The organism is Gorillibacterium sp. sgz306347 (assembly GCF_059735245.1).
Genome location: NZ_JCAPET010000051.1, coordinates 15,002 through 27,644 on the forward strand (window position 1 = coordinate 15,002; position 12,643 = coordinate 27,644).

At 59.5% G+C, this 12,643-nt stretch carries 6 protein-coding genes and 1 pseudogene; 6 read left to right on the top strand and 1 reads right to left on the bottom strand.

What is annotated here, in order from left to right; genetic code table 11:
* Window positions 1–121 precede the first annotated feature (121 nt).
* Window positions 122–985 carry a DegV family protein gene (locus AC6I6H_RS19605; protein WP_497955852.1) on the top strand — a complete coding sequence of 288 codons (864 nt, stop codon included), beginning with the start codon at window positions 122–124 and terminating at the stop codon, window positions 983–985.
* Between the two features lie 1,083 nt (window positions 986–2,068).
* On the opposite strand, the gene AC6I6H_RS19610 is transcribed toward AC6I6H_RS19605, so the two are convergent.
* Window positions 2,069–4,159 carry a methyl-accepting chemotaxis protein gene (locus AC6I6H_RS19610; RefSeq protein ID WP_497955854.1) on the bottom strand — a complete coding sequence of 697 codons (2,091 nt, stop codon included), beginning with the start codon at window positions 4,157–4,159 and terminating at the stop codon, window positions 2,069–2,071.
* Window positions 4,160–4,612: 453 nt separating this feature from the next.
* On the opposite strand from AC6I6H_RS19610, the gene AC6I6H_RS19615 reads away from it, so the two are divergent.
* The 5 genes and pseudogenes from AC6I6H_RS19615 to AC6I6H_RS19635 all read left to right on the top strand — a co-directional run.
* Window positions 4,613–5,644, top strand: a complete 1,032-nt coding sequence (locus tag AC6I6H_RS19615) for a LacI family DNA-binding transcriptional regulator (protein ID WP_497955855.1) — start codon at window positions 4,613–4,615, stop codon at window positions 5,642–5,644.
* A 105-nt stretch (window positions 5,645–5,749) separates the two neighbouring features.
* Complete coding sequence (pgmB, locus tag AC6I6H_RS19620) at window positions 5,750–6,418, top strand: beta-phosphoglucomutase (RefSeq protein ID WP_497955856.1); 669 nt, start codon at window positions 5,750–5,752, stop codon at window positions 6,416–6,418.
* 18 nt (window positions 6,419–6,436) lie between these two features.
* Window positions 6,437–8,758: a glycoside hydrolase family 65 protein gene (locus AC6I6H_RS19625; protein ID WP_497955857.1), complete on the top strand. Its 2,322-nt coding sequence runs from the start codon at window positions 6,437–6,439 to the stop codon at window positions 8,756–8,758.
* Between the two features lie 108 nt (window positions 8,759–8,866).
* A complete protein-coding gene (locus AC6I6H_RS19630; protein ID WP_497955858.1) occupies window positions 8,867–10,618 on the top strand; it encodes an alpha-glycosidase in 1,752 nt (583 codons plus the stop codon).
* 526 nt (window positions 10,619–11,144) lie between these two features.
* A pseudogene (locus AC6I6H_RS19635) lies at window positions 11,145–11,411 on the top strand (transposase); the annotation flags it as partial.
* Window positions 11,412–12,643 lie beyond the last annotated feature (1,232 nt).

Below are 12,643 nucleotides of genomic sequence, written 5' to 3' on the forward strand. Positions count from 1 at the left end.
GGCCGCGCGGTTGCAGGAGGATGATTTTCGGTTTCGGTGCACCCGCGGAAAATGGTATGATGAGGAAGAAAGAACCCGAGTTCCACCCTTTGTCACGACAAACGAGAAGGAGCTGCAAAATATGGTCAAGATCCTAACGGACAGCGCCGCCGATATGCCCCAGGCGATTGTGCGCCAATACGACATCGATGTAATTCCCCTTAGGGTGATACAAGGAGAGCGGGAGTTTCTCGACAACGTGACGCTGAACCCCCGGGACCTTTTTGACAACATGCGCAAGGGGACGGTCTACAAAACCTCCCAGCCCGCCCTTCAGGACGTGCTTGATTTGTTCCTTTCTTACGCCCGTGAGAAGAAGGAATGCCTTTATCTGGCGTTTTCGTCGGAGCTGTCCGGCACGTACCAGACGGCTGTCATGGCGCGCAACGAGGTGCTGGAGCAATACCCGGATTTCCAGCTCGATATCCTCGACACCAAATGCGCCTCCTTCGGGGAAGGCATGGTCGTGTACCTGACGGCCCAATTGGCTGAAAAAGGCGCAAGCCGGGCGGAGCTGCTGAAGGCGGCGGCGTTTTATGCGGAGCACATGGAGCATATTTTCACGGTCGACGATCTCGAGTACCTGCTGCGCGGGGGACGGGTCAGCCCGCTGGCTGCTTTCATCGGCGGCATTCTGAACATCAAGCCGATCCTGCACGTGGACGGAGGCAAGCTGATCCCGCTGGAAAAAGTCCGCGGCCGCAAAAAGGTGTTCCAGCGCATGATCGAGCTCATCCGGGAGCGCGGCGTGGCGCTGGACAAACAGACGATCGGCATCAGCCACGGCGGCGACATCGAAGCGGCCGAGCAGCTGGAAGCGATGATCCGGGAAGCGTTCGGCACACAGGACGTCAAGGTGACGATCATCGGAGCTGCAGTCGGGGCCCACTCCGGCCCTGGCACGCTCGCCGTGTTCTTCCTGAACCGCGAGCCGGACTTCGCGTAAGCCGGACGTTCGGGCGGCGGAACGGGAAAGCCTGCAAAGACAGGCGGCGGTGGCGGCCGATCGGTCCGGACCGCTCACCGCACCAAAAAAGAGGCGGTCACCCGCCTCTCGGATTGTCGAGAAACCCAGCTCATTTTTATGAGCATGGGCTTCTTTTGCGTTGTCCTCGTTGGAAAGGGCAATAACGGGAGGTTATTCCGTTTATCTCGGCGTTCCCGACGGGTCGCCATCTTCCCATGTTCTGTGCGGCTTCCGTTATTTAAGCCCCCCGTTTGCCTCGTTCCCCCTTCCTTTTTCTTCTGCTTTCTCGGCTAAATTGGAAGTGGCGGGGCCCAAGTGAATGCTGACCAGGGAAAGGAAACAAATAGATGCACAGCGACACTTATTTCCGCTGGTTCTCGTTCCGATCGCGAAATAATTTCACACACGCACTTATTTTGGGAAAAATAAGCGTTAAATGGAGAAAACGCGTGAAATAATTGCCTTTATGCACCTATTCGGTTGAAAATAGCCGATATAGGGGAAATTAGTTGCTTTTTTGCACTTCTTAACCCACCTTGCAAGCGCGTACTCTCCGGTTGTTGGGAACTTCACGCCCGCCGCCCTTTTGCCGATAGACGCCTGGCACCTTGTCGTTCTTTTCAAAATTCAAACTACGATGTCGGAGGGGCGCAAGCCCTCGAAACCAGCGGAGGCCAAGTTGATTTGGGTTTCCAGCTCCCGTTGATGTTCGGAACGAATGCCGTCGAAATGGTCGTAAAAAAATGGTTGTTCTATAGCCTTCAACATTAATCCGAGGCTGCCAAGCTTGGCAGCATTCTATGGGAACGAGGGCCTTCTTATGCAGGCCCTCGTTTTTGTACCGGCGGCGATTGCTTGAGAACCGGCTCCGCAGCAGACACTACCGGGCAAGCGCCGTTTTTGGTTCACTCGCCGGCCGCACCCTCACCGCCCGTTCGGCTCGCACTATCGCGTCCCGCTGTGCGGGTCTTCTCGCCCCCAGCCGCGCCGCTCTCTCGCTTCCAGCCGCGCCGCTCGCCCCGCCCCCAGCCGCGCCGCTCTCCGCGCCCCCAGCCGCGCCGCTCACTCCGCCTCCAGCCGCGCGCTCTCCGCGCCTTCTCCCTGGCCGCCGGCTTCCGCTCCGGCGGTGCGGAAGCGGGACAGCTCCCGGCGCAGCTCGCCCGCCAGCCGCTCCAGCGCATCCGCTTCGGCGGAGAGCCGTCCGCTGATCTCGAACTGCTCCGCCGACATGGCCGCCAGCTGCCGGACGGCGCCGCCCGTCTCCTGCGCCACTCCGCCGACGCCGCCCATCGCTTCGCCCAGGCGGTCCTGCGAATCCGCCAGCCGGCTCACCGACTCGGCGGACGCCTCGATTTCCGCGGCGAACCGGCGCATCTCCTCCCGCACCTCGGCAAACAGGCCCGAGGTTTTCCGCACCGACTCGATCTGGGCGTCGTACAGCGGCGCCGCTCCCGCGATCACTTCCGCCGTCGCCAGAATGTCCGAGCGGATTTCGTCCGCCTGCTCGGAGGCGCTTAACACGGCCGCTTTGGTCTGATCCGCCAGGCTGCGGATTTCCGCCGCGATGACCAGGAAGCCTTTGCCCGCCGCACCCGCCCGTGACGCTTCGATGGATGCGTTCAGGGCCAGGATGGCGGTGCGCTTCGCCATCGCGCCGAGCGGCTCCAAAATGCCGCGGATGAGGCTCGCGCTGCGCAGCAGCCGGGCGGAGTTCTCTTCGATCCGCCGCGTCATCTCCAGCGTGTCGTCCGTCCGCTCGACCAGCTCGCCCATCTGCTTTGTCCCCTCCCCGCTGATGGCCGTGACGCGGCCGGCCGACTGATGCGCCTCCTCCTGGACATGGCGGAACCGTTCGGTGCCCGCACGGGCGGCTTCCAGCATATGCAGCCCCCGCTCCGCATCCGCCGCCAGCTGCCCGGCCGCCCGGTCCAGCTCGCCCATGGCCGCCGCCATTTCTCCGGCCGACAGCGTCGTCCGCCGGGACGCCTGCGCCAGCTCGCCCGCCGTCGCCAGCACCAGACCGGCGGACTCGGCCGTCTTGTCCACGAGCGCGGAGATGTGCTCCATCATCCGGTTAAACGCCGCGCCGAGGCGGCCGATTTCATCCCGGCCGGCAAATGCGGTCCGGACGTGCAGATTCCCGCGCTGTCCTTCCTCCATCAAGGCGCACATATGCAGCAGCGGCCGCCGGACCATCCGCGCCAGCAGTAGTCCCGCCGCCACCGCGACGACCGCCGCACCGGCCAGAATGAAAAGGATGGCCGCCAGCAGCTTATCGGCCTTTTGCAAAAAATCGCTCTCCGGCGCAAAACCGACCAGCGTCCACTCCGCCGCGCCCAGCGGCTGCCGGACCACCAGCCTGTTCTTTTCGGCGGCCGAGGCGGCATCGTCTTCACCGGGGGCCTCCGGTCCGACATCGGAGACGGTTTCCAGCAGCTCGGCATTTTCCGCATAGGCAACCGTTCCATCCCGGCTAAGGAGCCGCACTTCACCGCTTTTGCCGATATGCAGGTTTTCCAGGGCGCTGCGCAGCGTCTGCTCCTTCACTTCGATCAGCAGAACATAAGACGCTTCCGGACGGCGCAAATCACGCACCATTCGTCCGAGCGTAAAGCACGCCTCTCCGTAAACGCCGAAAAATCCCCCTTTCTCCGCCGGAAACCAGACCGGCTGCCCGCCGCTTTCCGCAACGCGGGTCAGCTTTTGCTCGACGGCTTCATTCGAGCGCGGGGACGGAAGGCGCATCGACTTGAAGGAATCCGCGTCCGTCCGGCTCGGGGCGAGCAAGCGGATGCCGATCAGCCGGGAATCCGCGCCGGCCAGCGCATCCAGCTTCTTCCTGACTCGCTCCGCCGCATTCTTTTTCTCCTCCGCTGAGACGTCAGGTCCGGCCGCGGCTTGGAGATCGCCCATCAGCTCCGGGTCGACGGCCAGCTGGCGGGAGAGCGATTCATACTGGGTCAGAATATAATCCAGTTTGTCCGCCGATTGGCGCACCGCCTCCGTAGCAGCCCCCCGCACCTCGGCGACGATAAGCCCCCTGGCGATGCGGTAGGAAGCCGCCCCCATAACCGCGGACAGCAAAATCATCACACTCAAAACAGCAAGAAACAGCTTGGCCCCGATGGACCCGATAAAACGGCTTGTCCTCATCAATAACGCCCCCACCCGATCATTATGCGCGCTTAACCGCTTTCCCCTATTCTTGCTTCCATTCCTGACTCTGCGCTTTTCTCCGCATACGGCGAACCGCAACCGCTCCATGCATGCTTTTCGCAGCAATTTTTGCGCAAACGTTTTTTCAAAAGGCTCAGGAAAATGAAGAATTCGTTGTCTATTGTCCTATGTAAGCGGTTTTAACGCCTGTTTTCATCTTACTATAAACCTTCATATTGTTAAATCGTTTGCACTTACCGAAATCATTTACTAACTTGACCGGTTCGCTTTCATCCTTCATTTTGCGATTTCTTTCTCGTTTTTTCATAAAATGGAGCTGTTCCTGCGAATTTTGATGGCGGTCGGGCTCATTTTTGGTATTTACAAGCGTTTTCTTTTCCGTTAGGATGGGGGTGCAGGGCAAACGTTTTCGCAAAGGAGGAGCTTTCTTTGCCGATCACCATAAAAGACATCGCCGCGCAGGTCGGCGTCTCTCCCGCGACGGTATCGCGTGCGCTTTCCGGCCATTCCCGCATCAGCAAGGAGACCGCGGACAAGGTGAAGGAGCTGATGAACCGGCTGGGCTATCACCCCAGCTCGATCGCCAAAAACCTCGTTTCCCGCTCGTCGCACACGATCTGCGTGATTCTGCCGAAGCCTGCGGACGAATTGTTCTCGAATCTCTTTTTCATTGAGCTGGTGCGCAGCATTATCGCCAAAGCCAACCGGATGGGCTTCGACGTGCTGGTGCATTCCAGTCCGGACGAACGCGAGGAAGCGCGGGCGGTGTCGCAGCTGTTCGGGAGCGGCAAGGTGGATGGGGCCATTCTGCTGTATTCCCGGGTGGGCGACCCGATAATCGACGATTTGCACAAGCAGGGCTACCCGTTTGTTTTGATCGGCCGCAGCGAGGATCACCCCGATGTGCTGAGCGTCGATACCGACAATGTAAAAGCCGCGGCCGACGCTACCCGCCACCTGCTGGCGATGGGGCACCGGAGAATCGGCTGCGTCACCGGCCCGCCCGAGCTGATCGTCTCGCGCGACCGGCTCGAAGGCTACCGCGAGGCGCTGGCCGAAGCCGGAGTGGAGGGCCGTCCGGAGTGGATTGTGGAAGGCGAGTTTCTTCAGGAAAGCGGCTACCGGGCGATGTCCTTTCTGATGCAGCTTCCCGACCGGCCGACCGCCCTGCTCGTCGCCGACGACATGATCGCGTTCGGCGTGCTGCGCGGGCTGCGGGAAGCGGGCTATCGGGTCCCGGAGGACCTGTGCCTGGTCAGCTTCAATAATGTCCCGCTGGCCGAGCTGTCCGCCCCGCCGGTCAGCAGCGTCGACATCGGGATTTATCACCTTGGCTACAGCGCGGCCATGCTGCTGATTCAGGCCATTCAAGACGGCGACAAGCCCGAGGCGCAGCGGCGTTACATCATCCCGCACCAGCTCCGCGTGCGGCAGTCGTCCGTCCGCTCCGTCCCGTTTTGACCTTCTCCTCCGCCTGCCGGGCTGTTTGTTTGCGGGCCGGCATTCCACGGATTCCCCCGCTCTGCTCAAACGATTGCGCAAATTTGTTCAAAGGAGCCTGCCGCCATGATACGAGCTTGCATTTTCGACCTGGACGGGGTCCTCGTCGACACCGCCCGCCATCACTACATAGCCTGGAGAAGACTGGCCGATACGCTTGGCTTTGTCTTCACCGAGCGCGACAACGAACGGCTGAAGGGCGTGAGCCGGACCGAATCGCTGGAGATTTTGCTTTCGGTCGGAAAGCTGTCGCCGCCCCCGGAGCAAAAGGAAGCCTTGGCCCGGCAAAAAAACGAGTGGTATGTCGAAGCCGTCTCCCGGATGGGTCCCGGCGACATCTTGCCCGGGGCGCTCGACTTTCTGAAAGCCTGCCGGGCAAAGGGTTACGCCCTCGCTCTCGGCTCGGCCAGCAAGAACGCGCCGCTCATTCTGGAGCGGACGGGGCTTTCGCCGTGGCTTGACGCCGTCGTGGACGGCACCAAAACCGCCAAAGCCAAACCGGACCCGGAGGTGTTTCTTCTTGCCGCCCGGGAGCTGGGGGTTTCGCCCGCCGAATGCGTTGTTTTCGAGGACGCCGCAGCGGGAATCGCCGCCGCCCGCGCCGCCGGCATGCGCGCCGTCGGCATTGGCGAATCCGGCATGCTGGCCGAAGCCGGAGCCGAGCTGACGGTTCCTTCGCTGGCCGCCATGCCGCTCGCCAGGCTGGAAGAGCCGGTTATTCCGCACTCATCTTAAGAAAGGATGAACGATCATATGCAGCCTGATTTTCAAATCGACGAATGGTCCATTATCGAAGAGGGCTGGCAGCCCGAACGGCATGAAATTGCCGAAAGCATTTTCAGCATCGGCAACGGCTCTATGGGCCAGCGGGCCAACTTCGAGGAAACGTACAGCGGCCCGATGCTGCGCGGCAGCTATCTTGCGGGCGTGTACTACCCCGACAAAACCCGGGTGGGCTGGTGGAAAAACGGCTACCCCGAGTACTTCGCCAAGGTCTTGAACGCCACCAACTGGATCGGCATCGACATCGAGATCGACGGCAAGCGGCTCGATCTGGCGGAATGCGAGGTTCTCCGTTTCCGCCGCGTGCTGCACATGAAGGAAGGCCGCCTGTCCCGCAGCTTTACCGCGGTTCTCCCGGACGGCAAGGAGCTTGCCGTCGAAGCGGTCCGCTTTGTCAGCATTGTCCGGCCGGAACTCGGCGCAATCCGCTATGCGCTCACGCCGCTGAATTTTTCCGGCACCGTGCGCGCCGTTCTCTGCCTGGACGGCGATGTGCATAACAAGGATGCCAATTACGACGAAAAGTTCTGGCTGGAGGTGCACAAGGAAATCCGGGACGATGCGGCGCTCCTTACGGTCAAAACCAAAAAGCTGGACTTTCACGCCTGCTCCGCCATGGCTTACCGGTTGGAGCAAGGCGGCAAAGCCGCCGAGCCGGACAGCGCCGCCGCCGTCACCCGCGAAAAGTACGTTGCCCGCACCTTGACCTTTCCGGTCCGCGCCGGAGAAGAAACCGTGCTGTACAAATACGTGGCCAACACGACGTCCCGCAATCACGCGCCGGAGCATTTGCCGGAGGCGTCCTGCCGCGTGCTGGCGGATGCGGCCGAGACCGGGTTTGACACGCTTCTCCACGAGCAGGAGGACGCCTGGGCCGCCAAATGGAAGGAAAGCGACATTATCATTGAAGGCGACCCGGCGGCGCAGCAGGCGATCCGCTTTAACATTTTCCAGCTCAACCAGACCTACACCGGCGAAGACGACCGGTTGAACATCGGACCGAAAGGCTTCACCGGCGAAAAATACGGCGGCAGCACCTATTGGGACACGGAGGCGTATTGCCTGCCTTTTTATCTCAGCACCGCCGATCCTTCCATCGCCCGCAACCTGCTGATCTACCGCTACAAGCATCTGGAAAAGGCGAAAGAGAACGCGCGCAAGCTCGGCTTCTCCAAAGGCGCGCTCTATCCAATGGTGACGATGAACGGAGAAGAATGCCATAACGAATGGGAAATCACGTTTGAGGAAATCCACCGCAACGGCGCGATTGCGTACGCCATTTACAATTATGTCGCCTACACGGGGGACAAAAGCTACCTGGGCGAATACGGGCTGGAGGTGCTGGTCGAGCTGGCCCGCTTCTGGGAGGAACGGGTGCACTACGCCCCGGGCAAGCAAAAGTACGTGATGCACGGCGTAACCGGACCGAACGAATACGAAAACAACGTAAACAACAACTGGTACACGAACCGGATCGCAGCCTGGACGCTGGAATATACCCTGGAGGCTTTGCAGGATCTGGGCCAAACCGACCCGGGCCGCCTCGCCGAGCTGACGGAAAAATTGGCCTTGACCGAAGAAGAGACGCGCAAATGGACGGACATTGCAGCGAACCTGTTTTACCCGGCGGACGAGGAGCGGGGCATTTTTCTGCAGCAGGAAGGCTTTCTGGATAAAGAGCTGATTCCGGTCCGCGACCTGGACCCGGTCCACCTGCCGCTCAACCAGCATTGGTCCTGGGACCGCATCCTGCGCTCCTGCTACATCAAGCAGGCGGATGTGCTGCAAGGCCTTTATTTTCTCGGCCATCTCTATGACACGGAGACCAAGCGGCGCAACTTCGACTTTTACGAGCCGCTTACGGTGCATGAATCGTCCCTTTCCCCGTGCGTCCACGCGATTTTGGCCTGCGAGCTCGGCTATGCGGACAAAGCGTATGAGATGTACCTGCGCACCGCGCGGCTGGATCTGGACAATTACAACCGCGACACCGAGGACGGCTGCCACATCACCAGCATGGCCGGCACCTGGATGGCCGTCGTGCAAGGGTTCGGCGGCATGCGCGTGAAAGACGGCCGGCTGTCGCTCCATCCCGCGCTGCCGAAGGAATGGACCTCGTTTTCGTTCCGGATCGTCTTCCGGGGCTCCCGCCTCTTGATCCGCGTCGAGGAACATGCGGTGAACATCGTAAACGAAACCGGTGCCGACGCCGACCTGACCGTCTGCGGGCGGGACTGCTCCGTGCCCGGAAACGGCCGAATCCGCGTGGACCTTGCCGGACAGACCGTTTAAGCTTTTGCCCGCTTTTCGCGCCATTATCTTTTCATGCCATTATTCCTTATTGAAATAGCTGCCGCATTCCATCACACTGCTTCATTTACAGGAGGAGGAGTAGCCGTTATGTTACTGGAAGCCGTTCTTCACCGATCCAAACTGAACTGGGCCTTTGCCACCGGGCCACGCACGCTGTGCATCCGGATTCGCACCAAACGGGGCGACGCCAAACGGGTGACGCTGCAATACGGGGACAAGTACGACTGGCACAAAAGCAAGCAAAACCTGCCGATGACCGTCATGATTTCCGATCACCGTTTCGATTACTGGGAAGCCTCCGTCGAGCTTCCGATGCGCCGGGTCCGCTACACCTTCCGGCTGGAGGGACAGGACGGCGAAGTCTGGTGGCTGACCGAGCGGGGTTTTTCGGCGTCGGAGCCGGAAAACCAGAACCCGCTGTTTGATTTTCCTTTTCTGCATCCGGGGGAGCAGTTCGCTGTACCCGAGTGGGTAAAAAACGCAGTGTTTTATCAGCTTTTCCCCGAGCGGTTCGCCAACGGCGACCCGTCCAACGACCCCGAAGGCGCAGAGCCCTGGGGCGGTAAGCCCGATCAGAGGAACTTCTTCGGCGGGGATCTGCAGGGCGTCCTCGATCATTTGGATCACCTGCAAACGCTTGGCGTGAACGCGATTTACTTTAATCCGCTGTTCGAAGCGCCGACAAATCACAAATACGACACGAGCGATTACCGGAAGGTCGATCCGCATTTCGGCACCAACGAGCTGCTGAAAAAGCTGGTTGACGCCTGCCACGAGCGCGGCATCCGGGTGGTGCTGGACGCGGTGTTCAACCACTGCGGCCGAACCTTCCCTCCTTTTGTCGACGTTCTGGAAAAAGGGGAGGCTTCGCCTTACGCCGGCTGGTTCCACGTCCGCGAATACCCGCTTGCCGTCAAGGACGGCAAACCGACGTACGATACGTTTGCGTTCGAGCCCAACATGCCGAAGCTGAACACCGCCCATCCGGAAGCCCGCGCCTATCTGCTGGATGTCGCCAGGTATTGGATCGAGGAGATCGGCGTAGACGGCTGGCGGCTGGACGTCGCGGATGAAGTGGAGCATGAATTTTGGCGCGAGTTCCGCCGCGTGGTCAAGAAGGCGAATCCCGACGCCTACATCCTGGGCGAGATTTGGCACGACTCCTTTTCCTGGCTCCAGGGGGACCAGTTCGACGCGGTCATGAATTACCCGTTCACGATCGCGGCCCTGGACTTTGCGGCCCGGGAAACGCTGGACGCCTCCGGCTTCGCCGCCGAGCTCGGCGCGCAGCTTACCCGCTACACCCGCCCCGTGACGGAAGCGGCGTTCAACATCCTGGACAGCCACGACACCCCCCGTCTGCTGACTCTTTGCGGCGGCAACAAGGAGCGGATGAAGCTGGCATCGCTGCTTCAGTTCACGAGCCCCGGCGTTCCCTGCCTCTATTACGGCGACGAAGTGGGGCTCGACGGCGGAGACGACCCCGGCTGCCGCAAATGCATGGAGTGGGACCCGGCGAAGCAGGACACGGAGCTGCTGGCGTTCTACCAGGCGCTGATCCGCTTCCGCCTGGAGCATGAAGCGCTCCGCACCGGAGGCTTGCGGTTCCTTTCCGCCGAAGCGGGCGGACGGTTCCTCGCCTACGAACGCTTCGGCGGCGGGGAAACCGTGGCCGTCGCGCTAAACGCCTCGGCGGAGCCCGCCGAAGCCGCCGTCACCCTCGCCGCCGGCGTGTGGACGGATTGGCCGAGCGGCGAAACGCTTCGGACCGACGGCGGTCCGGTGACGCTTTCGCTCCCGGCCGACGGCTTCCGCGTGCTGGTCCGCGCAGCCGAATAAGCCGTCAGGGCGTGCCGGGGTTCCGGTACGCCCTGTTTGCTTCAGCGCACGGCCGGGGAGGCTGGGCGAAGGGAGCGCTCGAATTTTTCTCTTACTCGATCGATTTTGATGGTGCTTCTTTTTTCAGTCTCCCCGCTCTACTCCGCCGCCCCCCACCCTTTCTTCCGCTCTATTCCCCTTCTAACCCTTCTCTCTTCTGCTCCATTCCCCTAACGCCTGCCTCTCTTCCCCCCCAGTCTCCCTTTTGCCCCGCCTCTCTTCCGTCGTTTTTGTCCCCCTGCTTCCAGCACATACCGTCCCCCAACTTACAACGCTTCTAACTTACATCGCCTCTAACTCCAACTCTTCATTAACGAACCCAACCTTCACCGATCTAGTTTCCCCTCTAGCGTTGGCTCACTTCGTCTCATGCCGTCGCCCTCCAGTTTTAACCGCAAAATAGAAGCGACGAGGGGAATGTCCATACGTTTGTGTAAATGGACTTCTACTTGGTAACCATGAAGCAAAAGGCTATTGTCGACCTTGCCTGACGTTCTACAAATATCCGCCCCTCATTAAGGAAGCCATTCACACGTCAAACGCAATCGAGCGTATGAACAAAGAGTTTCGCAAACGGCTCAAGCCAATGAACAGCCTGACAAACATGGATGCTGCGGAGAAAGTCGTATATCTCCAAAGCATTGAGTACAACGAGAAATTTGCAGAACGCGTCATTCGCGGCTTCGGCGATCCGGACGTAAAGAAGAAACTCGCCTTGATGTTCGAAGACCGCTCCCCCCCATCCGCAGAATAATCCGGGACTCTTTTGGATATTCCTACTGCCTTACACAAACTTCTTGACGCTACCAAGTATTCGAAATGGAGTCTGAAAATAGCGCGGTTTTTTGTCACTAATTTCTTTTCGCAGCTCATTAAAACCCATTAGTGTCCCATGCCCTGGTAGGCACCACAGAAAATGAAAATAAAGTTGCGTTATTTTCAGGGTGGATTTTTTGGCTATGCCGTGGTCCAGTCCAATGTCCATCACGCGCCGGGAGCTTTGGTCATGGGGCGCCGGAAGGGGCCGGACAAATTCTAACGGTTGCCACAGAGCTTATTTGGCTTAATATGAAGCTTTTCAAAATCTAACGGTTGCCACGGAGCTTATTTGGCTCGGAGAGGGGGCGTTTTGGTCTTTTTGGGGCAAATAAGCGCTTCCACAACCGTTAGAAATGGAAACAGGGGTCTTTTGGGCGAATAAGCGCTGTGGCAACCGTTAGCCACCTATAACCTGGTAGGCAGCACAGATTATGAAGCTGCGTTATTTTCAGGGTAGTGTCCCGTTCCATATTGTAGTTTTTAAAAGTACAGGGATAAGGTTGTGTCACCTATCGGCATAAACGCGGTACCCGAATTCCCCACGCCCAGAGGAATACCATTCGCAGGATGGGACAGTAAGTGCAAAAAAGCAACTATTTAAACTGAAATTTGCTATATTTGGTCAAATAGATGCATAAAAGCAATTATTCCTCCCATTTTCTCCGAATACCGCCTATTTTGTTCGAAATAGTTGCGCGTACGTTGTTATTTCACGGTTGGACCCGAAATTTATGAAAAATAAGTATCGCTTTGCAGCTATTTGCATGCCCCCCCTTTCCTTTCCTTTGCTTTCCTGATCATTGTTCTGCTTGATCCTTTCCGCGCACTCACTTTTTCGACCAGAAAGCAGATTGTGAAAGAAATTAGGTGCCAAACAAAGTGTGCCAAGAGAGATGAACCTTCATGGTTGGACTTTGTCAAGAGAAGTGCCATCGTCTCGCAGTAATCGCGGCAAAAGCTTGGAGCCGCAGTGCGGTTTCCGCATCCGCACAACGGGAAAAAGCGGCGGCCTTCAGCAGGCCGCCGCTTACGTAACTCCTTTCATTTGCATCCGCTCCGGGTTCCAGCTACCGGGCTCCGTTCCACAGCTAACCGCGCTCCGGCCCTCTGGGGGCTCCAGCTTGCGCCTCCGGTTCCGCCCGGCTCGCCGCCGCGCCCCGCTCCCGC

Coding starts and splice junctions, on each gene's coding strand:
- pgmB (WP_497955856.1), top strand. CDS start 5,750: ATGATACGAGCTTGCATTTTCGACCTGGACGGGGTCCTCGTCGACACC.
- AC6I6H_RS19625 (WP_497955857.1), top strand. CDS start 6,437: ATGCAGCCTGATTTTCAAATCGACGAATGGTCCATTATCGAAGAGGGC.
- AC6I6H_RS19605 (WP_497955852.1), top strand. CDS start 122: ATGGTCAAGATCCTAACGGACAGCGCCGCCGATATGCCCCAGGCGATT.
- AC6I6H_RS19630 (WP_497955858.1), top strand. CDS start 8,867: ATGTTACTGGAAGCCGTTCTTCACCGATCCAAACTGAACTGGGCCTTT.
- AC6I6H_RS19610 (WP_497955854.1), bottom strand. CDS start 4,159: ATGAGGACAAGCCGTTTTATCGGGTCCATCGGGGCCAAGCTGTTTCTT.